Below are 22,883 nucleotides of genomic sequence, written 5' to 3'. Positions count from 1 at the left end.
AAATGCGTTATTTACTTTTGAGCTTCTTTTAGAGTGTCCGCTATCAAAAACGCCAACTCTAATGCTTGGTCTGCGTTTAAGCGAGGGTCACAATGAGTATGGTAACGAGAACTTAAATCCTCTTCGGTTACGACAAATGAACCGCCTATACACTCGGTTACATTTTTACCCGTCATCTCCAAATGAACACCGCCTGCAAATGTACCCTCGGCTTTATGCACTTGGAAAAACTGCTTCATCTCTCTAAGGATAGAATCCACAGGACGAGTTTTAAAGTTGTTTGATGATTTGATGGTGTTTCCGTGCATCGGGTCACAGCTCCAGAGAACTTTTTTACCTTCTCTCTCGATTGCGTGGATAAGCTTCGGCATACCATCAGCTACTTTATCAGCACCCATTCTTACAATAACATTCAGACGACCCGCTTCATTATTAGGATTTAAAATATCGCAAAGTCTTACCAAATCTTCAGGATCCATTGACGGACCCGCTTTTAACCCGATAGGGTTTTTAATACCTCTCATATACTCGACATGTGCACCCTCAAGCTGGCGAGTTCTGTCCCCTATCCATAACATATGCGCAGAAGTATCGTACCACTCTCCCGTTAGAGAATCTTTTCTTGTAAATGCCTCTTCATAAGGGAGCAAAAGAGCTTCGTGAGAGGTGTAAAAATCAGTTTCACGCAGAGTTCTATGTGTTTTGGATGTAATTCCACACGCTTCCATAAACTTTAGAGATTTACCGATTTCTTCTGCCAAATCTTCATATTTTTTACTTATCTCGCTCTGATGTGTAAAATCTAAATTCCACTTATGAACTTCATGTAAATCAGCCAAACCGCCCGATGCAAATGCACGAAGTAGATTTAGCGTCGCAGCCGATTGGTTGTAAGCTTTTATCATTCTTTGCGGATCTGGTATGCGCGCCTCTGAAGTAAAATCAACACCGTTGATTATATCGCCGCGATACGCATCAAGCGTTACGCCGTCAATTGTTTCGGTATTGCTTGAGCGAGGTTTTGCGAATTGACCGCCTAAACGACCTACTTTTACGACCGGAAGCCCGCCTGCGTATGTCATGACTACCGCCATCTGAAGAACCGCTTTAAAAGTGTCGCGAATATTATGAGCATGAAACTCGCTAAAACTCTCGGCACAATCTCCGCCTTGAAGCAAAAATGCTTTACCTTCTACAACATTAGCCAGTTGACTCTTCAGCGAACGCGCTTCACCTGCAAAAACAAGCGGCGGATAATTTCTTAACTCAGCCAAAACTCTGTTTAATTCATTTTCGTTTGGATAAGTCGGTTGTTGCACAATAGGCTTTTCTCTCCAACTTGACGGACTCCAAATACTCATAATAAAACCTTTTTAAATTATCTATTTTTTGTGATTATACATTACGGTACCTAAAATAGGACTGATTCATATAGATACCATAAATTTAAACTTGATAAAAAAGTATAAAAGCTATTTTTTATGCTTAAAAATGTATAATGCAAAATATTTTTTTATGGATTATATATTATGCAAAAAAACGATTTAAAAGCACTTATAGAAGAGATTTACGAAAACCTCCTTGAGCGCATTGATGCAGATGAAAATGCGACAAAAGGGCAAGTTGTCAACTATCTAAAAGATGCTATTGATATCGTTTCAAACATAAATGATAAAGATATCGACTCCATAGAACATGCAAAAGCAGCTTTTGGTAATTCATACAAAGAACTTGTAAGTCAAAGTTTAAGCTCTTATAAAAATACCAATCAAAAATTTGGAGAGCTTACACAGCTCAACGAACAAACACTGCAAAAATGCAATAACAAACAAATTGATTTGGAAACTTTAACGAGTAAATTTAGCGAGATTCAAACTCATATGACCGACGAAGTAAAAAAAGCAAATCAAATCATTTCGGAACTCTCGGAAAAAGTTAGAACATTAGAAGAAACTACAAATTTAGATCCGCTTACAAAAGTTTTTAACAGAAGAGCTCTAATCTCTTATCTTAACGGCGTATGTTCAAATAAAAACATACCGTATACTCTGCATGTGTTAATGCTCGATATAGATAATTTTAAAATTATTAATGATACTTATGGGCATATAGCCGGTGATAAAATTTTGATTTTTATTTCAAATATCCTCAGAAAAACACTCAGAGACGGAGATAAAATCTTTAGATTCGGCGGTGAAGAGTTTACGGTCATACTAAATCGCAACAATGATGAAGACAGTGAAGCTATTGCGAATAGAATTTTAAAGCTGATTTGCTCAAATAAACTGGTTTATATGGGTGAAAATATATCCGTAACCGCAAGTATCGGTATGACGAAATTTATTGAAAACGATACGCCTGACACACTCCTCTCAAGAGCGGATAAAGCTCTTTATGCTTCTAAACACAACGGCAAAAACATGGTTTCTAAGGTTATTAAATAATGGCGTTTAGTTATTTTGATATCGTAGTTTCTATTATTATTCTTTTTTTAGGACTTAAAGGGGTCATAAACGGCTTTTTCAAAGAGTTGTTTGGTCTTTTAGGCATTATCGGCGGTATTTTTATAGCTTCTAGAGTAGGTGAAAATGTAGGTAAACTGGTAAGCGACTCTATTTTTAAACTTCAAAGCAGTGCAGCCGTTAGCTTTACCGGCTTTTTAATTACCCTTGCACTTTTTTGGCTCTTTATGGTCGGAGTGGGAGCACTATTTAAAAAACTCAGCTCTGTAAGCGGGCTCGGTGTTTTTGATAAAACTTTAGGTTTTATCTTTAGTGCAAGTAAATTTTTTCTTATTGCCTCGGTTATTGCATATGCAGCTTATAATATTAAAGCCGTAAAAACAAATATCGACCAAATGATGAAAAACAGCATCGTGTTTCCTATGCTGGTTAAAATCGGAAGCGTTATTATGAAACTTGATACCATTGAAATTTCCCAAGACCTTAATAAAACTATAAATAAAGGTACGGAGATGATGCAAGAGAGCATCAGTGAAACTCTGCAAAACTCAACACTAAAAACTTTAGAAGAGACAAAGAAAATATTAAATGAAAATGTAGAGCAAAATACACCTAATAAAGAGAGTAAATAATATGTCTGAAATTACAACCGATTTTAATGATAAAACAGTTGCATACAAACAATTACTTAATAACTTTAAAGAGCTGCTTAAAAAAAACAACCTAAAGTTTACAATTCAAAGAGAAGTGATACTCGAAACTTTGTACAACTCTGACGAACATTTAACGCCGGAATCGCTTCACAATCTTATACAAGAGAAGTTTCCCGACTTAAAAACAGGAATTGCAACGGTATATAGAACTCTATCTCTCTTAGAAGAGTCGGATATGGTTACATCGCTCTCTTTCGGCGCGCAAGGAAAGAAGTATGAACTCGGTGCCAAACATCACCATGATCACTTTATCTGCACGGTATGCGGGAGTATCACGGAGTTTGTTGACGAACAGATAGAAGAGAGACAGCATAAAATTGCCGATGAGCTAGGTTTTGATATGCAAGACCACTCTATGCAAATTTACGGAATTTGTAAGAATTGCCAAAAAAAATAAAGGAAAAACTATTGGTTTTTGATAATAAATTTATACAACAAAGAATTGAAAAAGCAGAACTTCTAAGACGTGATGGAATCAATCCATACTCTAACGACTCTAAAAGAAATACGACGATTGAAAAATTTTTAAATGTAAATTCTGACATTATTAACAAAGAGAACAAAAGAGACGAAAATCGCCACTATACTTTAAGCGGTCGAATAAAACTATTTAGAATTATGGGAAAAGCCAGCTTTATCCAAATCGAAGATGAGAGTGGAGTTCTTCAAGTCTATGTAGCAAGAGATAACCTTCCTGAAAATTTTTATAATGAGACTTTTAAGAAAAATATAGAAGTCGGCGATATAGTAGAAGTGAGCGGTTACCCTTTTGTAACAGGTCAAGGAGAGTTATCTCTGCATGCGGATGAACTAAAACTCTTAACAAAAGCTATATCACCGCTGCCTGAAAAATTTCACGGTATTACCGATAAAGAGACTAGATACAGAAAAAGATATCTCGATCTTATAATGAACGCAGATGTCCGTAAAACATTCAAAATTCGTTCAAAAGTCATCTCTCTAACTCGCCGCTTCTTTGAAGACAAGGGCTTTTTAGAAGTTGAAACTCCTATGATGCATCCTATTGCCGGCGGTGCAAACGCTAAGCCGTTTATAACTCATCACAACGCGCTCGGCATCGACAGATACTTAAGAATCGCTCCTGAACTATATCTAAAAAGACTTATTGTCGGCGGATTTGAAGCTGTTTTTGAGATAAACCGTAACTTTAGAAATGAGGGTATGGACGCTACTCACAACCCTGAGTTTACCTCTATAGAGTTCTACTGGGCATACAAAACATACAAAGATTTGATTGAGATTACAAAAGAGTATTTTAGATACCTCTTTGATCACTTAAATCTGCCTACACAGCTTCCTTACGGAGATATGGAAGTTGATTTTAGCCGCTTTAGCGAAGTACCTCTAATAGAGTCGCTATACACTATCGGCGGAGTTCCGCAAGAGATAGTAAATGACAAAGATAAGATAGTAGAGTTTTTAAAAAGCCGTAATATTCAAGTTAAAAATGGTCTAAACTTAGGTCAACTTCAAGGCGAACTATTTGACGAGTTTGTTGAAGAAAAACTTATAAATCCGACTTTCATCACAGAATATCCGGTTGAAATCTCTCCTCTTGCAAGAAGAAGCGATAAAAATCCGGATATCACTGAGCGTTTTGAGCTTTTCATTGCAGGGCGCGAGATTGCAAACGCTTTTAGCGAGTTAAACGACCCGATTGATCAACTTCAAAGATTTGAAGCTCAAGGTGCAGCAAAAGAGGGCGGTGACGATGAAGCGCATGAGATGGATTTGGATTTCGTTGAAGCACTTAGCTACGGTATGGCCCCGACGGCAGGTCAAGGCATAGGCATAGATAGATTGGTAATGCTGCTTACAAATGAACATTCAATTAGAGATGTTTTACTATTTCCCGCTATGAAACCATTGCATAACGAAGAGAAGAATGAAGAGAACGAGTAGTCAAAGAAATTCTTCTTTGGCATTTTAATTTAAATAGAAAAGGATATAAAAATGGGTTTTTTACAAGATTACGATAAAGAAATTTTCGATTTATGCGAAAAAGAGTTGGAGAGACAAACTGACCATTTAGAGATGATTGCATCTGAAAACTTTACGCTTCCGGCTGTTATGGAAGCTATGGGAAGCGTATTTACGAACAAGTATGCAGAGGGTTATCCTGGTAAGCGTTACTACGGCGGTTGTGAGTACGCAGACGGTGTTGAGCAGTTAGCAATCGACAGAGCATGTAAACTTTTTGGATGTAACTTTGCAAATGTTCAGCCTCATTCAGGAAGCCAAGCAAACGCTGCCGTATATGCCGGACTTTTAAAAGCAGGTGATAAACTTCTCGGTATGGACTTAAGTCATGGCGGACACTTGACACATGGAAGTAAGCCTAGTTTTTCCGGTCAAAACTATTCAAGTTTTACATATGGCGTTGAGCTTGACGGTCGCATGAATTATGATAAAATCTTAGAGATTGCAAAAACGGTTCAACCAAAAATTATTGTTTGCGGCGCTTCTGCTTATGCCAGAGAGATTGACTTTAAAAAATTCCGTGAAATAGCCGACGCAGTCGGAGCAATTTTATTTGCCGACATCGCGCATGTTGCCGGACTTGTTGCAGCCGGTGAGCACCCTAGCCCGTTTCCTTATGCACATGTAGTAACGACTACAACACATAAAACTCTTGCAGGTCCTCGCGGCGGTATGATTATGACAAACGATGAAGAGATAGCTAAAAAAATGAACTCTGCAATTTTCCCTGCTCTTCAAGGCGGACCGCTTGTTCATGTAATCGCTGCAAAAGCAGTCGGATTTAAATACAACCTCTCTCCTGAATGGAAAGATTACGCAAAGCAAGTAAAAGCTAATGCTAAAGTTCTTGGAGAAGTTTTGGTTAAAAGAGGTTATGACTTAGTAAGCGGCGGAACTGACAACCATCTAGTTTTACTCTCATTTTTAAATCGTGATTTTTCAGGTAAAGATGCAGATATCGCACTTGGAAATGCGGGTATTACCGTAAACAAAAACACGGTTCCTGGTGAGACAAGAAGTCCGTTTGTAACCTCAGGTATCCGCATCGGAAGCCCTGCGCTTACAAGCAGAGGAATGAAAGAGAAAGAGTTTGAATTTATTGCAAATAAGATTGCTGATGTTCTTGATGATATCAACAATACTGAGCTGCAAGCAAATATCAAAAAAGAGTTAAAAGAATTAGCTCAAAATTTTGTAATATACAATCAACCTACATACTAAGGATAACTTATGACGGCGATGGATTTAAAACTTATAAAAATGCTAACAGATCACTACTGGATCAAAAAAGATGAAGTAGTCAATAAAATAGTTTTCAAGGGTCGCACATTTTACAATAAGTTTGAAAAAGTAAACTCCACATTATCGCAAAGCGTCATAAACCAACACACAAAGGGTGAGATAACCATAGCTCACTCTCTGATCAACAAACTCGGCAAAGTCGAAAATATAGTAATCGACTATAACGGAAGAGATCCTGAACGTTTTTACCACAAGACTCAACTTCTTCTTCGTGAAGAGGGTTTTATAAACTTTACCGCTTTTAAAACAAAAACAGAGGGTCATCTTCATGTTTACATTCATAAAGGTCACACCACGCTTCAAGAGGCTATCCAACTCGGAAAAATGATATCTATGAAACTAGCGGCAAAACAGCCTAAACAGTGGAGAATGTTTCCAAATGACGAGATGCCTGAAGAGTATAACATACTTACTCTTCCGTATGAAGTTTATTCTAAAGAACGAGGTGCTTCTTGGTCAAAGCATATGTAAATAAGTTTTGGGTATTATTATAAACTATGAATAAAGAAGGAGAAGTTATGGAAGAAGAAAGAAATCAACTTAATGATATTATCTTAAATAAAAATAGCTCATCTGCCGGAAATAGAAAAATCATTTTGGCAGTTGCTACTTTAGGTATTATTTTAATTATTGTAGTAATGCTTATGAATTCACTTGCATCAAGCGGTACGAAAAATTTACCTCAAGCAGCGCTTCCTCCTGAACCTCAAAAAGAGATTATCGCAGGAAATAACGAACCTCTTTTTGAAGAAGTAAAAGTTGTTCAAGAAGGTGCACCGGAAAACGGCTCTCTTGATAAAATCGCACAAAAATTAAAAGAAGAGAGCATAAAAGAGAGTAGTAAAACAGCTGAAACAGTAAAAAAAGAGAGTGCTAAAGCAGCGGCAGTTGTTGAAGAGCCAAAAAAAGCAGAAACTAAAAAGGTAGCGGCTAAAGAAGCAACCGTACCTGCATTTCCTACGCCTAAGACGGCTAGTGCACCTACTGTTGCAGACGATTCCCTCGGCAATCACTATATTCAAGTCGGTTCTTTTGAAAAAAGCCAGCCTGATGAAAAACTATTGAGTTCAATTACGAAATTAGGTTACAAATATAAGTTTCATGAGGTTAAAATAAACACTAGAACGGTGAGCAAAGTTTTAGTAGGTCCGTTTTCCTCTCAAGAAGAAGCAAGAAAAGCATTGGTAAAAGTGAGAAGCTCTGTTGAACCGGGTGCTTTTTTAACGAAAATATAATTAATTTGCTCCTTTTACGGGAGCGACTCTTTTTTACAAGGTACCCATTTGATTTACTCTAAACAATTCATACAAGACCAGCTAGCTCCTATTGCAGTTTATGCAAAATTAAAAAACATCTTTAAAGATGAGATTTCGTATCTTTTTGAGAGTGCAGGAGGAAGCGAAGGAAACTACAGCTTCATCTGTATCGGTGCAAGAGAAAGAGTTCAGTACATAAACAATCAAACGCTATATACGGATGCAAACGGTACAGTACATGTAAAAGAAGAATCTCCGTTTGTTTTTTTAAAAAACTACTACAAAAACATAGACACTTCAATATATAAAAAAGCTACAAGTGAACTTAAAGTCGGTTATGTAGACGGGTTTATCGGCTATATCGGTTATGATATGGTCAAGGTTTTTGAGCCAAAACTCCATAATATTATGGATAGTTTAAAAGATGAGCTAAATACTCCAGATTTGGATCTTATACTTCCAAAAATGATTTTGGTCTATTCTCATAAAAATTATCAATTAACTCTTGTTTCAACGCTAAAAGAGATGAGTGATAAATTTGACACGATTGAAGCCGAGCTAAAAAACTCTTATGAATATGTTCATATGAAGAGAAACATCGGGGATGACAAAGGCAGCTTTGCGTTTTCTAAAGAGCAGTTTTTCAAAATGGTCGACAAATCAAAAGAGATGATAAGAAGCGGTGATGTTTTTCAAATCCTTATGACAAACCGTTTTACAAGAAAGATAAAAGTCGATCCCTTTAGTTTTTACAGAATCCTAAGAAGTAAAAACCCCTCCCCTTATATGTTTTTGATGGAGTATGAAGATTTTAATATTGTCGGGAGTTCTCCTGAAGTTATGGTAAGAGTTACAAACGGGGAACTTCTTCTTCGCCCGATAGCAGGAACAAGAAAAAGAGGCGCTACAAAGCAAAGAGATATGGAGCTTGAAATGGAGCTGCTTAATGACCCAAAAGAGTTATCTGAACATCTTATGCTGATAGACCTTGGAAGAAATGATGTTAGCCGAGTAGCAAAGACGGGAAGCGTAAAAGTTGAAAATATGATGCATATCGAAAGATTTTCACATGTTATGCATATCGTCTCGGATGTTACGGCTACGCTTGCGGACGATAAAGATATGTTTGACCTATTTATGGCAACTTTTACGGCAGGAACTATGACTGGTGCGCCAAAAATACGAGCAATGGAGCTTATAGCAGAGTTTGAGGGTCTAAAAAGAGGTTTTTACAGCGGAAGCATAGGCTACTTCGGATTTGATGGCAATATGGACAGCGCAATCACTATCAGGACTGCTTTGGTAAAAGAGGACAAAGTTGTTCTTCAAGCAGGTGCAGGCGTTGTAGCCGATAGCCAAAACGAGCTTGAGTACTTGGAAGTAAAAAACAAACTCGGCGCGCTTGTTGCTTCGTTAGAGGATTTAGACTAAATGAAATTGTTTGCCATATTTGGCGACCCTGTTGCGCACTCCCGCTCTCCGCTTATGCACAACAGCGTATTTAAAAACTTAAACTACAAAGCTTGCTACACGAGAGTTCATCTAACAGACGGTTCAAAACTCAGAGAAACTTTTTTTGCTCTTGGACTAAGTGGAGCTAATGTTACCGTTCCTCATAAAGAAGCGGCATACAAGGCTTGTGATGAAGTTCGCGGTTTTGCAAAAAAAGTGGGCGTTGTAAATACCCTTGTAAATGAAAATGGCAAGTTAATAGGCTACAACACCGATGCGGACGGTTTTATGTTCGCTATAAAAGAGTTCGGCGATATAAAAAATATTTTAGTTCTCGGTGCAGGCGGAACTGCGAAGGCTTTGTCTGCAAGATTTATAGATGCCGGCATAAAAGTAAGCGTTTTAAACAGAAGCAAAGAGAGACTTGCATACTTTAGGGAACTTGGGTGTGAGTGTTTTAGCTGGGAAGATTTTAAACTAAAAAAATATGATTTGGTAGTAAATACAACAAGTGCCGGACTCAAAGATGAAGAGTTGCCGGCTCCTTTAACATTAATAGAAGAGATTTTATACAACACCTCTTTTGTAGCAGATGCTATCTACGGTAAAGTAACACCGTTTTTAAAACTATCACAAAGCAAAAATATTACCTGTAAAGACGGTGCCGATATGCTTTTAGGTCAAGGTGTTTTGGCAAACGAGCTATTCGTAAATTATGAGTTAAAAACTGATGATATAAAAACCCATATGTCAAAGAGTTTTGAGATTTAAAGCGGCTATCGCTTGTCCGTAAGCGATTGAGGCGTCATTACTGACAAACGATTCAGGTAGAATAACATCAGGGATTTTCTTCATAATCAGCCTTAAAAGTACTCTGTTTTGAAACACTCCTCCGCTTAGAACCAATGGCAAATCGTACTTTTTTTGCACCAGATAAATAATCTCCACTATCGTGTTAAAAAACTTTGAAACTGCAATACGACTGTTTTCTTCATCTAAAATCTGTTTTGCTATTTGGCTAAAATCTATCTCATTATCTTGCATGCTAAACTTATAATACTCCGTGATATTTTCATCATATAGACTCTCCAAAAGCAGTCCGCTCTCACCCTCGTAACTGCAAACCTGAACAACATCCAAAAGAGATGCAACAGCGTCAAAGAGTCGCCCACATGAACTTGAAAGCGGCGAGTTTAGTCCGTTTTTGTATGCCGTATATAAAGTTTTTATCTCAGCGGCAGAAAAAGAGTTGGTTATCGGATTATTGAGATTAAAAACTCCATCGCCGTATATCTCAAACAAAAAGCCAAGTGCAACACGCCGCGGCTCTTTTATCGCCTTCTCACCGCCGATAAGCTTAAAATATTTAAACTGCCCTACTCTCTCATAGCCCTCTAAGTCACACACCAAAAACTCTCCGCCCCAAAGATTGCCGTCATCCCCATACCCCGTTCCGTCAAAACTCACGCCCAAAACTTTTGTCGTTATACCCTTTACACCCATAGTTGCCAGAATGTGCGCGTAGTGATGCTGAACTTGCAGTAGCTCTACCTCTTGATTTTGCGCTACTAGCTCTTTGGCGTATTTGGTGGATTCATAGTTTGGATGTTTGTCGCAGACAACCACATCGGGAGTAAAATCATAGATTCTCTTAAGCGTCTCTATATGTGATTTGAAATGGTTTATGCTTGACAAACTTCCCAAATCCCCTATATATGGTGAGAGAATTACGCTATCTTCTACGGTTATGGCAACCGTGCTTTTCTGATTCGCTCCAAGAGAGAGAATCTTTTTAGATGTCGTTTGCGGAAGCCTTAAGTAGAGAGGCGCGTATCCTCTTGCGTTTCTCAGCATAAATACTTTTTCATTTTCAACAAAAGCAACCGAGTCATCGCAGCTGTTTAGTATCTCTCTATTATGCTCCAAACAGTAGTCCCAAATGCCCCGTAGCTTCATAATATCATCATAAGTAGTACATAACGGCTCATCAGATATATTTGCGCTTGTAGCGACTATGGGAGTATTTAAACGCTGCAAGATAAGATGATGAAGCGGAGTGTATGCCAAAAAAAGACCGACTTGATTGATATTTGGAGCGACAAAATCACTCAAACTGTTATCGTCTCTTTTTTTAAGCAAAACTATCGGTCGTCTATTTGAACAGAGCAACTCCTCCTCTTTTGCATTTATGATAGCAATTTTTTTTGCGACATCAATATCTTCTACCATTACTCCAAAAGGTTTTGAGGGTCGCTTTTTTCTCTCTCGCAAAAGTTTCACGGCATCATCATTTGTAGCATCGCAAATCAGATGATAGCCGCCGATTCCCTTTACACACACAATCTTGCCCTCAGCTATAAGTTCTACTGCTTTATCTATTATATTTACGCTCTCTATTATTTTGCCTTTATTATCCAATAAAGAGAGCCTTGCTCCACATTCATGACACCCTATCGGCTGAGCGTGGTATCTTCTGTCATGCGGGTTTTCATACTCTGCCGCGCACTTTTTGCACATAACAAATTCATCCATAGATGTATTTTTTCTATCATAGGGAAGATTTCTTATGATGCTGTATCTTGGTCCGCAATTTGTGCATGTGATAAACGGGTGCTCAAATCTGCGGTTGGTTTTATCTTTAAGTTCGCTCTCACACTCCGCACACATTGCAATGTCAGACGGTATATGACTCGATAGACTTTTGGCGCTTTCGCTCATTTGGATACTAAAGCACTCAAACGATTTTGTTTTTTTTATTTGAGTTATTTTTATGGAGTCTATCTCGCAAAGGGGCGGCGGATTGGCTCTTATTTTTTGGACAAACGCATCTAGCTCTTCTTGGCAAGCATCAAGAAGTATCAGCACGCCGTAACCGTTGTTTGAAACTTGACCCTTTAACCCAGATGAAGCGGCAAGGTTGTAGATAAAAGGACGAAAACCGACCCCCTGCACCACACCTCTTATCTCTATTGAATAAAACATAATTTAAAATCCTATCATAGACTGCCGCGCTGCGCTCGCAGTGACAAAAAAATCAAATCTCATTTATTCCAGCTCCAAACTCATCAAATACATCTCTTCGCCATCAAGAACCTTTAGGTCAAAACTACCGCATAACGGACAGATGAATTCATTTTTTTCAAGCTCTGATTCAACCAAACAGCTGTTGCAGTGTATCTTTACTTTTTGAAGATTTACAACCAAATCAGCTTCCTGACATATTGTACCGAGCTTAAACATCTCGTAAGCTTCACTTAAAAGATGAGGCTCAACTCCGCTTAAAACGCCTATTTTAACTACAACTTTTGTTACCTTTTTTGCAGAGTTCGCTCTTGCATGTTCTTCGCAACTATCAATGAGTGAGAGCACAATGCTATACTCATGCATTTAGCAGATCCTTGGGAGCAGTTCACCGCTTGGCATATCTAAAAACCTCTGCGTTTGCCACGCCGAATTTATAATGACTTTTTTTGGATGCAGATTTGTCACTTTGCCGATGATGGAAGCATTTTTGTTAAATGTTTTTAAAATCTGCTCTGCCCTCACTGCTTCTTCTTTTTTAACTGCAAGCAAAAAAGTTCCCTCATTTGCCAAAGACATAGCATCAAACCCTAAAAGCTCGCAAAGTCCCATAACTTCGTCACTTATAACGATTTTGCTCTCATCTGCCTCTATACAGATATTTGACTGTTTTGCCCACTCGTTTAACACCGCACTAACTCCGCCGCGCGTTGCATCTCTCATAGCCGTTATATCTATGCCGGCATCTATCAAACTCTTTACGGTTGGATAAAGAGAGGTGCAGTCGCTTTGAAGCGCAGAACTTAACTCAATCCCCTCGCGAGATGCAAATATAGTCGCCCCGTGACACCCAATATCGCGGCTAAGAAGTATAATATCGTCGATTGAAATGGCATTTGAGCTAATCCCACCATGAAGAACTTCGCCGATGCCCGTCGTGTTTATAAATATCTTGTCAACGCTTCCGCGAGGTACCACTTTAGTGTCCCCGCTTACGACTTTTGCACCGTTGATTTCAAGCTCTTTTTGCATAGATGAAACTATGAGCTCAAGCTCATCTACGCTAAAACCCTCTTCGATTATCACACTACAAGTAAGATATTTCGGCTTTGCACCCATCATTGCAAGGTCATTACAAGTTCCGCAAACGGCAAGTTTGCCTATATCCGCCCCTGCAAAAAAAAGCGGAGTTACCGTAAAGCTGTCAGTTGAAAATGCCAGCTTTCCACCCTCAATGATAGCCGCATCTTCGCTCTTATCTAGGATGTCGTTTTTAAATGCCTTGTAAAAAACATCGCTTATCAGCTCGTTGTTCTCCTGCCCACCGTTTCCGTGGGAAAGTTTTATTGTTTTAGTCATTGATTTATCCTTATATATTTACCATCCATAATTATTCTTCCAATAGGTTAATAAAGTATTTTGTTCATTTGTTAAATCTGATTTATCCAAATTATCTATATAGTTTTCTACTTCTTTTAATTCTAATAGTTTTTCAAGACTTTCTTTTGATATATAGTGTTCTTCATAGCTACCATTAACAATATTAGTACCCTTAAATATATTTAATATTTTAAAGAAATTATCAGTTGATTTAAATATGTTTTTGTTTATATCCTCTTTCAATTTATCAATAGAAGCTCCAAACAAATCAAAACGACCTATTAAACCTAGAGTTCCTTTATAATTACCAATATTCTCAAATCTGATAGATTCTAGTTCTTTTTTTACAAGGCTATTAAGTTCTAAAAGTGTTTTATTTAAAATTTTTAGCTTTTTATCACTATGTGCTTCTTTTATTTCTTTATTTATTTTTTGTAATAAATTAACTTTTAGTTTAAAATCTACTTCTTTATTAGTTTTATAAAAATTTAATATGAATTCATCTAGTTCTGGATGTTTAACTAAAACATCATATGCCAGTTCTTGATAGCTACTACTTACATTAAGCAGCAAAGATAATAGATTATCTTTCGTTGTCATTTTCAATGCGTTGAAGAATACATTTTCTATTTCTTCTTTTTTTATATGTTCATCAAATTCCTCAAACATATCCAAAAAATATGTACTTTTTTGCTCTTTATCAGCTTTTAGCATAATCTCTTTAAATGCTTCAAAATCACTACTGATAAATAAATTTTTTATCTCATAATATTCTTTCATTGACAATTTATCATCAGATACTGAAAATGAAAAATAATTCTCAAAATAATAAATATCACTAATATATTTTGCTTTATGACTGTCAGAGCTTCTATAATCATCTTCACTAAATACAGGAAAAATTATTTCCAACAAATCTTTAAATTCATGAAAATCTTTCATATTATTTTCAAAATTTTCTATGATTCTTTTTTCCTCTTTTTCAGGTTCATAAGTTTTATGTTCATCAATAAAAAAATTATTAGGCTTATTTTGAATTAATTCATAAAGAGTATGGTTTTTTAGTTTAATAAGTGAAATTATAAAAAAATCTGTAAAATTAACTTCCGTTGCAATTATTGGATATTCAAATGAGATAATATTTGCTATCTGGTTTATATCCCTTACTGTTTTTATATATTTATCAATTACTAAATGAACTTGATTCCAAGTTTCTTGATTAAAAATATATTTTACTTTTTTAAAATGGAGTCTTTTAAGTATCTTATCAAGTTCTTTAAATAATAAATTTTTTATCTTAATTTTATGTGCTTTGGGAATAGTTAGCGGATACTGAACTATCTTTTCAAGATATTTTTGACCATTCTCCGATTTGAACTTTTCAAGTGATTTTGTCACTACTTTTTTATCATAAAGTAGTATATAGATAAGATTATCAAAATCTGCAATCCCTTTTGCAAGTCTAAATATAAGCTCGGTCTCTTTATCCGTAAGTCTATCAATATCATCTATTATAACAACTATTTTTTTACCAGAGTCTCTTAAATATTTATTTATTTTTTCTTTGATTTGTGCTAAGGTCTTTTCACTTTTTGGCAATAAAACATCTTTTGGTTTATATCCAAGCTTAATTAAACCTACATCTATATTGATATTATCAGGCAAAATCAATGATGCCAATGTTTGCAAATCTTTTTTTATATCTTCATTCCATTTTACAGCAAATGAACCGTATGATAAAACCTTTATCAGCTCACCAAAAAAAACTTTTATGATTTGTTCTATACCCGTGATTAGCCAAGGATTAAAATCTAAAATTTCAACTTTTTCTTGTTGCTTTTTTAAATCCTCTTTAATAAAATTTATAACGCTAGTCTTACCGCTGCCCCACTCTCCTTCAAGGGATATAATAAATGTTTCATTTTGAGAATAATTCAATATCCCTTGAGCCACCCTTGAAGCATATGGAGCAAACTTTAAATCATCACCATCTTCTATATTTTTTTTTGGTATGTCACGATGTCGCATTTTTTATCCTCATAATTATTTTACTATCTCCAAATACCTACGAGCTCCGCCGATTATGTCAATAGCTTTAAAATACGGAAAAAAAGCATCGTCTATTTTTAGGTTTATTGTCTGCATTTTATAAATCCTCTCTCATTTTCATTATTTTATCCACAGACTCTTTTATGATAGGAAGTCCTTGTGTTTCTATGGCTTTTTGACTAAACATATATAAGTTCCTTTTGTATTGTCTCTTTAAATGGGCTTTGGCTGTCAAGGTCAAATATATCTATATTGCGGTGAAATTTTTTTCTTATTTTATCTTTAATCTTTGAGATAGTCTCGAAATAGGAGTAAGAAGAGTTGTGAGATAGGTAGTCGCTTCTTTTTGCAATGGCTACATCTATATCGCTATATACACCATGCGTATCTTTGGCGAAACTTCCAAAAAGTGCAAATGTCGTAATGCCATCTTTTGAGAACTCTGCTTTTAATTCTATTAAATAGTGCAATATACTCTCTTTTGTTGCTCTCATCTTTTTCCTTTAAACATTCAAAAATTATATCATAACGGCGTATCCTAGATTACATTTTTCATAACTTAGGCAAGTTTTCTCTAAAAATCACTAAAATCTCTATCTGCGTGTCAGAAACACTATAAATTATAGAGTATCCTTGATAGACTAGTTTTCTGGTATTTGATAAAAGTTCTTCCGTAGGTCTTCCTGATTTTGGGAAGTTAGAGAGCGTTTGGATGATGTAGTTTTTCATCTTATCTAAGTATCTATCGGCTACATCTTCATTTTTTGTTTGTTCAAAAATATATTTAGCTTGTTCTACTAAGCTAAGAGCTGCTATTTTTGAAAAAACTATTTTATGCACGATAGGACTTTTTCGCTAACTCAAAGGCATCGTCAATATCCAAAAAGTCACCCTTTTGAATATCTTTTATAGCATTTTGTACATCTTGCTTTAGTTTTGTATGTGTGGCATTATACTCATCAAGTGAAATGATTACGACCGACTTATTATTTTTTGTTGTAACTATCACTTCTTCATTGTTATCACACACATTTTCTATGATACTTTTAAAACTATTTCTAGCATTTGTGTAATTTAGTGCTTGCATTTAAAAACCTTTATGACAGAATATTGTCATTGTAACACATTCCCTCTAACAATCTCTTTTTTCGGATAATCAAACCCTACATAAAAATAAAACTCATCCCATCGGGTACATTATTTTGTATTGTTCAGCATCCAAATGCCTTAAATAAGGACTTTTTAACAACATAGTACACAATACATTTTTTCTATATTTTTTCAAGTACTCGCTCTTTAATCTCTTCAAAACTCAAATCCATTTTATCACTTTCGCTTAGATAGACAGCTTCATCATTTTTAGGCTCTTTTTTCAACTTCATAAAATGTACAACACCATCAACCGAACTAATTTTACTATCAACTTTAGAAAATAGTTCAATAATCTCATCTATAGGCAGTACCTTGTTTTCCAATATAGCACTAAAATCAAACAAATCCCTTGATTTTTCTCTCATAATCAATGCCACTATTTTTAGTTTTGCGACAGATTTAACATCAAGTATCTTTAATCTTGAGTTTTCATAGTTTGTAAATGTAGCGGTTGAAAGTATCTCTTTTTGGATTGGACGATTTGCCTGAAAAAACTCTAATTTTACATTGTCTAGCACAAACTTTATCATGTACTCATCAGGGAACAATCCCGCTAATCTCAAAGCAGTTACATTTTCATCTTCTAGTTTTTTGGCTCCAACAACGCTCATACTTGGGATGATATATCTATGATTTAATGTTTTAGCAGAGATTATATCTATATCTTCTGAGATTCGGTGGTTTAGATAGTAAGCCAGAGCCGTACCTCCTACGAAGTACAGCTCATTGTTAAAAATTTCATTGTTGCAGATTTTATCTAGTGCATTTTTGACATTAACAGTCATTTATGATGCCTAGCAGTTGTTTATATACTCCATTTTCTTCATATCTGCCACTTAAGGGTATGTCTATGCCACTTGTAGCAATGTAGCCCTTTGCGTACATCTTTTTATATTTATCTTTGAGTACGCTCCTAACTAGATTTTTACCAAACTGCTCACATAGTGTTTTTATATCATTTTCATTCATGCTCGATAAATAGTTCGAGATGATAGAATAAACCTTTTGTTCGCTTTGCTCGTTTGTCTGCCAAAAAAGATTGTGTGAGTATTTTTGTGGATTAAATACAACTACATCATCAATATCAACTGCATTGATCTTCTCTTTTGCTTCATCATACTCTAATGATTCTAGTAGATGGTACAGCCTATAGCGATTCTTTTTCCAGTCTCTTAAAGTTCTATCTGGTACATCTAGTAATTTACTAATTTGTTGCTGTGTCATAGTAAATCCTTTGCTATTTTTAATATTATAGGCGATATTCGCCTATAATGTCAATACCTGAAATATTAAAAATTTTTTGTTATCATATACTTGTAAAGTAAATCTGAAATGTATAAGCTTATGATTCACTCACCCCATCGGGTACATTATCTCTTGCTGCACTGCTTTTATCTCACTCATGGTCTCTTCACTCAAAGTCATATCTAGCGCGGCTAGTGACTCATCCATCTGCTCTCTGTTTCTTGCACCTATTATCGTCGATGCAACAAAGTCAAACTGTTTTGTATAGGCTACTGCCAAAGTCGCGGGAGAGATTTCAAGCTTTTTTGCAATACCAAGATAGCGTGCTGTGGACTTGAGTGATTTTTCATTTACAAACTTTGCGGCTTGAGAGTTTAGACGAATATTTTTACTGATGAGATAGTCCGAGTATCTCGCATTTTGCGGATAAAGCTCCCCGTTATATTTACCGCTGAGCACTCCTCCTGCTATGGGTGAGTACGCCAGAAGCGATATCTGCTCTCTTTTGCACACATATGAGAGCTCATCCAAAAACCGCGGATTGTTCAGTGAAAAGTTGTTTTGTATGGACTCAAATCTTGCAATACTCAATCGTTTTGAAGTCTCATTTGCTTTTGTGAGTCCGTAAGCGGTGTCGTTTGAAGTTCCTATATATCTAACTTTGCCCTCTTTTATAAGCTCGTCAAAAGCCATTAACGACTCCTCTATGGGTACGACTGAATCCGGCCAATGCATCTGGTAGAGGTCGATATAATCCGTTTGAAGCCGCTTTAAACTCCCTTCGATTGCTCTTTTAATATGAAAATTATCAATGGCTGTATACCCATGTCGGATGGGCGGAACAAACCAGCCGTTTGCGGCACCTGCGACTTTTGAAGCTAAAATAATGCTATCTCTTGGTTTGCCTTTTAGCCATTTTCCGATTATTGTCTCGGTTATGCCCGCATCTTCAACCCTCGGCGGTACAGGATAGAGTTCGGCGGTATCAAAAAAGTTAATCCCTCTATCATACGCCTTATCCATAATCCTAAAAGCCTCCGCCTCGTCGCTCCAACTGCCAAAACTCATTGTCCCAAGCCCGATAGAAGTTACTCTAAGCCCCGTTTTTCCTATGTATCTGTACTGCATTTAAAGCTCCTCTACCAAAGAATTTTCATTTTTAATAACAATCTAAATCTTTTAGATTGATAAAAAACTCTATCTCATCTTTTTTAAGCACTCTTATCATATTTGTACTGCCTCTGACATCAGACGGGTCGCCTGCCGTTAGGATATAGCTTTTATCAGGGCTGATAAAATTGCGATTTACTCCGTCTGTAAATACTTGATTTAACATCTGCCCGATTGAGCCTTTTTTTACCAAAAATGCGGGAACTACTCCCCAAACGATAGTGAGCAGTCTTGCGGTTTTTTCTGTATGAAAAACAGCATAAATGGCTTGACTCGGTCTATATCTGGCTATCTTTTTAGCGCTGTCGCCGGAGTTTGTCATAGTAAAAATTCCGTCTGTTTTTAGATGATTTGACAACCTTGCAGCCGAATAGTTTATACTATCAGTAGAGTCGTGCATTTCAAAATCTCCAAATTTATAGTAAGGATAAGTGGATCTCTCTGTTGCTTTGATGGTTTCCATCATAATCGTTACTGCTTCAATCGGATACTTGCCGACGGTTGTCTCTTCGGATAACATTACCGCATCGCTGCCGTCGAGTATCGCATTTGCCACATCGCTTATCTCGGCCCTTGTCGCGCTTTTAGAGTTTGTTACGGAGAGAAGCATTTGAGTAGCGGTGATTACGGGTTTACTCATCTCATTTGCTTTTTTGATAATCATTTTTTGAACTTGCGGCACTTCATAGTATGGAATTTCTATACCCAAATCGCCTCTTGCGACCATTATACCGTCACTTACATCTATGATTTCATCAATATTTTCAACGCCGTCAAATTTTTCTATTTTGGCAAAGAGTTGCACATCTCCGCCAAAAGAAGTCACAAGTTCTCTGGCTTTTATGATATCCCCGGCATGCTGGACAAACGATATTGCCATAAAATCCACATCATTTTTTACACCCCACTCTATATCTTTTATATCTTTTGGCGTAAGTACCTCAAGCCCAAGTTTTGTGTTTGGAAAATTCACCCCTTTATAAGAAGACAACACGCCGCCGCTATGAGCCTCTACTACCACCCTGTCGTCTTCGATTTGCACTACTTTTGTCTTGATTTGTCCGTCGCAAAAAAAGATATAACTATCCGGTTGAAGATTTTGCAAAATTTTCGGCTCACATATACTTAGCGTATAACCACTATTTTGGTTTTTATATCCGACTATATCATTTTTTAAAATCTCTATTCTTTCGCCTACTGCTATCTCAAAAGCACCCTCTAAAGCCCCTACCCTTATCTTTGGACCGCTAATGTCTTGTAAAACTCCGATAAACAAATTTGTCAGTTTGCCTGCCTCTCTAATCCTTTGCAAAACACTGGCGTGATACTCATGAGTACCGTGAGAAAAATTTAGTCTAAAGACATTTACTCCGGCTCGTATTAAGGCTATGATTTTTTCTAAACTATCGGATGATGGTCCAAGCGTTGCTATTATTTTTGTTCTTCTTTTCATGATTAATAAGTATCCTTATATTTTTTTGGATAATCAAATGATATAAATTTTGCATTTTTCGCACTTATATCCGCCCATTTATCGCAATCAAACTCTATCTCGACAACTCCGCTTGTAGGGATGTTTTGGCTAAAATCGACATAATATTCTGCCAACATATTTAGAGCGGGGTTGTGTCCTACTAAAAAAAGTATGCCGCACTTATCATCAATTTTAGTCAATATCTTATGAAGTGTGCTTTGGCTTGACTCATAGATATCTTGGTTAAAGAGAATATCTTTAGCATACTTTATCTCTTTGGCAATCATTTTTGCCGTAGTTTTGGCTCTTAATGCAGGGCTTGATACGATAATATCAGGCATTATGCCATTCTCTTTTAGTCTTTTTCCCATAAAAGGAGCGTTTTGCTTGCCTCTTTTGTTTAGCGGTCTATCAAAATCATTTAAAGCTTCATCTTTCCAACTTGATTTTGCATGTCTAATGATATATAGTTTTTTCATAATGCATATCCATACTCATCTTCTATATTTTTAAACTCTTTAAAAATTTTTAAATTTTCTATATTTGTGAAATCTTGAATCTCTTTGTAGAGCTTATGTTTAACCACAAAGTGGTTTAATCTTTTCAAACCGTTATAATTATCGTTTATCTTTCCCAGTAAATCTTTTATTTTTGTAAGAATCTCTACTCTCTCCTCATCTAAAGGAGTGCTGTTTTTCTCGTTATACAACCTTTTTTTTATGTAAATCCTGTACTTATGCAACTCTTCTTGATTTAGCGTTTCTATTTTTATACTTTTTAGAGATTTGTTATGCACATTATTTTCAAACTCGGCACTATGGGGAATAACTAAAGATTTTAAATAAAGATGAAGCTCTTTTATCTTCTTTTCTCTTTTTTTATTTATAAACTTTTTGATAGTTTTGATATCTAATTTCAAAATATATTTTTTTGGCAAAGAGCCGAGATATGTTTGTATAAACACATCCATATCCCGTATCTTGTTACTTTGCTTGATTACTTTTTTAAGCTCAGTTGAAAACGGATCATCCACACTTACCAAAGAGAGCAACTCCCTACTATTGACCCTTAATGAATGGATGCTTTTAACACTGCTTCTTCGCTTTAGTATAAACTGACCGATATACTTTTTAAACTCTTCTAGTTTTTTTGATAAAAGTTTATTTTGCATAATATTTCAAGCTCTTTCATTGCTCTGTTTTTTTGTAAGATACCATAGTCTTCCAATGCCCACGAGTTCCGCCGACCCTTTCAATAACTCTCATCTCTTTTAGTTTTGAAATATTTTCTTCTATCTTTCTAACCGATATTCCAACAATATCTGAGAGTTTTTTAGCTGATATTTTTGGGTTTTGGCTCATACTTTGAATAATTAACTTCTGATTTTCATTCAAATCATTACCGACCTTACTACCGACCTTATTACCGACCTTATTACCGACCTTATTACCGACCTTTTCTATAGATTCTAAAATAACTTCAAGCATAAACTCTATAAACGGTGTACTCTCGCCTAACTCTGTAGAATCTTCCAAAGCTTTATAGTAACTATTTTGATAATCTCTAACTATGCTCTCAGTCGGCACTGAAGAAAAAATATTTTTCCACTTGTATAAAATAGCACTTTGCCAAAGCCGCCCTATTCTGCCGTTTCCATCGCTAAAAGGATGAATAAACTCAAACTCATAATGAAATACGCTGCTTTTTATCAGCGGATGCTCATCTGAACTTTTTAACCACTCAAACAAATCACACATCAAATCCGGCACTCTGTAAAACGGAGGTGCAACATGCGTTACTCCGCTTTGTCCGCCGACTCCAACATTAACACTTCTAAAAGTTCCGGCTGTCGTTAAAATTTCTCCCATCAAAATTTTATGAGCTTTAAGCAAATCATTTAAAGAATAACAATCATACTCTTCAAATTTTTCATAAGCTTTTATAGCACCGTTAACTTCTGCCAATTCCAATACGGTAGCTAAAACTCTTTTACCATCCAAAATAGCTGTAATTTTCTCTTCGCCTAAAAAATTTCCCTCTATCTCTAAAGTTCCTGCCAATGTTTTTATACGATTTATTTTTCTTAAATATGGAGTTATTAGAGTATGTTCATACACCTCTATTTTTGTTAAGGCTTCACTTATCTCACTCACAAGATTAATCATCTTAGATGTAATCGTAAAAGGCGGTTTATAGCTCATAACTT

General features: G+C 36.1%; 24 protein-coding genes. 9 read left to right on the top strand and 15 right to left on the bottom strand.

The genetic code is table 11. The annotated features are described in order from the left end of the window. Positions 1–11: 11 nt before the first annotated feature. Positions 12–1,364 carry a class II 3-deoxy-7-phosphoheptulonate synthase gene (locus PHQ93_RS07415; RefSeq protein WP_367278383.1) on the bottom strand — a complete coding sequence of 451 codons (1,353 nt, stop codon included), beginning with the start codon at positions 1,362–1,364 and terminating at the stop codon, positions 12–14. A 165-nt stretch (positions 1,365–1,529) separates the two neighbouring features. On the opposite strand from PHQ93_RS07415, the gene PHQ93_RS07410 reads away from it, so the two are divergent. Genes PHQ93_RS07410 through PHQ93_RS07370 form a run of 9 tightly spaced genes read left to right on the top strand, consistent with a single transcriptional unit; the run spans position 1,530 to position 9,957 of the window. Then, positions 1,530–2,444: a GGDEF domain-containing protein gene (locus tag PHQ93_RS07410; protein ID WP_299942702.1), complete on the top strand. Its 915-nt coding sequence runs from the start codon at positions 1,530–1,532 to the stop codon at positions 2,442–2,444. Continuing rightward, positions 2,444–3,094 carry a CvpA family protein gene (locus PHQ93_RS07405; protein ID WP_299942700.1) on the top strand — a complete coding sequence of 217 codons (651 nt, stop codon included), beginning with the start codon at positions 2,444–2,446 and terminating at the stop codon, positions 3,092–3,094. The genes PHQ93_RS07410 and PHQ93_RS07405 overlap by 1 nt, the downstream gene beginning before the upstream one ends. A gap of 1 nt (position 3,095) precedes the next feature. After that, entirely contained in the window at positions 3,096–3,572 is a 477-nt protein-coding gene (locus PHQ93_RS07400; protein WP_299942698.1) for a Fur family transcriptional regulator, read from the top strand. An 11-nt stretch (positions 3,573–3,583) separates the two neighbouring features. Further along, on the top strand, positions 3,584–5,098 hold the full coding sequence (lysS, locus tag PHQ93_RS07395) for a lysine--tRNA ligase (protein ID WP_299942696.1): 1,515 nt from the start codon (positions 3,584–3,586) through the stop codon (positions 5,096–5,098). Between the two features lie 51 nt (positions 5,099–5,149). Next, positions 5,150–6,397, top strand: a complete 1,248-nt coding sequence (locus tag PHQ93_RS07390) for a serine hydroxymethyltransferase (RefSeq protein WP_299942694.1) — start codon at positions 5,150–5,152, stop codon at positions 6,395–6,397. Between the two features lie 9 nt (positions 6,398–6,406). Continuing rightward, a complete protein-coding gene (locus tag PHQ93_RS07385; RefSeq protein ID WP_299942691.1) occupies positions 6,407–6,949 on the top strand; it encodes a DUF1882 domain-containing protein in 543 nt (180 codons plus the stop codon). A 47-nt stretch (positions 6,950–6,996) separates the two neighbouring features. Then, complete coding sequence (locus PHQ93_RS07380; RefSeq protein WP_299942689.1) at positions 6,997–7,713, top strand: SPOR domain-containing protein; 717 nt, start codon at positions 6,997–6,999, stop codon at positions 7,711–7,713. 48 nt (positions 7,714–7,761) lie between these two features. Beyond that, positions 7,762–9,165 (top strand): anthranilate synthase component I family protein, encoded by a 1,404-nt coding sequence (locus PHQ93_RS07375; protein WP_299942687.1) that lies wholly within the window; start codon positions 7,762–7,764, stop codon positions 9,163–9,165. Beyond that, positions 9,166–9,957: a shikimate dehydrogenase gene (locus tag PHQ93_RS07370; RefSeq protein ID WP_299942685.1), complete on the top strand. Its 792-nt coding sequence runs from the start codon at positions 9,166–9,168 to the stop codon at positions 9,955–9,957. Here PHQ93_RS07370 and hypF read toward each other — a convergent pair. The 14 genes from hypF to PHQ93_RS07300 all read right to left on the bottom strand — a co-directional run bounded on the left by hypF (position 9,937) and on the right by PHQ93_RS07300 (position 22,878). Further along, on the bottom strand, positions 9,937–12,168 hold the full coding sequence (gene hypF / locus PHQ93_RS07365; protein WP_299942683.1) for a carbamoyltransferase HypF: 2,232 nt from the start codon (positions 12,166–12,168) through the stop codon (positions 9,937–9,939). The genes PHQ93_RS07370 and hypF overlap by 21 nt on opposite strands. Before the next feature lie 63 nt (positions 12,169–12,231). After that, the gene (hypA, locus tag PHQ93_RS07360) at positions 12,232–12,573 is read right to left on the bottom strand and encodes a hydrogenase maturation nickel metallochaperone HypA (RefSeq protein ID WP_299942681.1); all 342 of its coding nucleotides are present in this window, start codon (positions 12,571–12,573) and stop codon (positions 12,232–12,234) included. Continuing rightward, complete coding sequence (hypE, locus tag PHQ93_RS07355; protein ID WP_299942679.1) at positions 12,574–13,566, bottom strand: hydrogenase expression/formation protein HypE; 993 nt, start codon at positions 13,564–13,566, stop codon at positions 12,574–12,576. 18 nt (positions 13,567–13,584) lie between these two features. After that, on the bottom strand, positions 13,585–15,615 hold the full coding sequence (locus PHQ93_RS07350; RefSeq protein ID WP_299942677.1) for a P-loop NTPase fold protein: 2,031 nt from the start codon (positions 15,613–15,615) through the stop codon (positions 13,585–13,587). Between the two features lie 200 nt (positions 15,616–15,815). Further along, the gene (locus tag PHQ93_RS07345; RefSeq protein WP_299942675.1) at positions 15,816–16,130 is read right to left on the bottom strand and encodes a nucleotidyltransferase domain-containing protein; all 315 of its coding nucleotides are present in this window, start codon (positions 16,128–16,130) and stop codon (positions 15,816–15,818) included. Positions 16,131–16,188: 58 nt separating this feature from the next. Continuing rightward, entirely contained in the window at positions 16,189–16,476 is a 288-nt protein-coding gene (locus PHQ93_RS07340) for a type II toxin-antitoxin system RelE/ParE family toxin (RefSeq protein ID WP_299942673.1), read from the bottom strand. Next, positions 16,469–16,723 (bottom strand): type II toxin-antitoxin system Phd/YefM family antitoxin, encoded by a 255-nt coding sequence (locus tag PHQ93_RS07335; protein WP_299942671.1) that lies wholly within the window; start codon positions 16,721–16,723, stop codon positions 16,469–16,471. Before PHQ93_RS07335 ends, PHQ93_RS07340 begins: the two co-directional genes overlap by 8 nt. A gap of 184 nt (positions 16,724–16,907) precedes the next feature. Beyond that, positions 16,908–17,573, bottom strand: a complete 666-nt coding sequence (locus PHQ93_RS07330; protein ID WP_299942669.1) for a nucleotidyl transferase AbiEii/AbiGii toxin family protein — start codon at positions 17,571–17,573, stop codon at positions 16,908–16,910. After that, positions 17,563–18,012: a hypothetical protein gene (locus tag PHQ93_RS07325; protein ID WP_299942667.1), complete on the bottom strand. Its 450-nt coding sequence runs from the start codon at positions 18,010–18,012 to the stop codon at positions 17,563–17,565. The genes PHQ93_RS07330 and PHQ93_RS07325 overlap by 11 nt, the downstream gene beginning before the upstream one ends. Positions 18,013–18,141: 129 nt before the next feature. After that, positions 18,142–19,161: an aldo/keto reductase gene (locus PHQ93_RS07320; RefSeq protein WP_299942665.1), complete on the bottom strand. Its 1,020-nt coding sequence runs from the start codon at positions 19,159–19,161 to the stop codon at positions 18,142–18,144. Positions 19,162–19,192: 31 nt separating this feature from the next. Further along, on the bottom strand, positions 19,193–20,656 hold the full coding sequence (gene pyk / locus PHQ93_RS07315; RefSeq protein WP_299942663.1) for a pyruvate kinase: 1,464 nt from the start codon (positions 20,654–20,656) through the stop codon (positions 19,193–19,195). 2 nt (positions 20,657–20,658) lie between these two features. Continuing rightward, complete coding sequence (locus tag PHQ93_RS07310; RefSeq protein ID WP_299942661.1) at positions 20,659–21,156, bottom strand: histidine phosphatase family protein; 498 nt, start codon at positions 21,154–21,156, stop codon at positions 20,659–20,661. Beyond that, positions 21,153–21,848, bottom strand: coding sequence for a CHAD domain-containing protein (locus PHQ93_RS07305; protein ID WP_299942659.1), 696 nt, complete (start codon positions 21,846–21,848; stop codon positions 21,153–21,155). The genes PHQ93_RS07310 and PHQ93_RS07305 overlap by 4 nt, the downstream gene beginning before the upstream one ends. Positions 21,849–21,864: 16 nt before the next feature. Beyond that, positions 21,865–22,878 carry a Fic family protein gene (locus tag PHQ93_RS07300; RefSeq protein ID WP_299942657.1) on the bottom strand — a complete coding sequence of 338 codons (1,014 nt, stop codon included), beginning with the start codon at positions 22,876–22,878 and terminating at the stop codon, positions 21,865–21,867. Positions 22,879–22,883: the final 5 nt, after the last annotated feature.

It is taken from the genome of Sulfurimonas sp. (genome assembly GCF_028714975.1).
GTDB lineage: Bacteria > Campylobacterota > Campylobacteria > Campylobacterales > Sulfurimonadaceae > Sulfurimonas.
The sequence above is the reverse complement of the archived record's forward strand: the minus strand, read 5'-3'. Positions and strand labels throughout refer to the sequence as shown.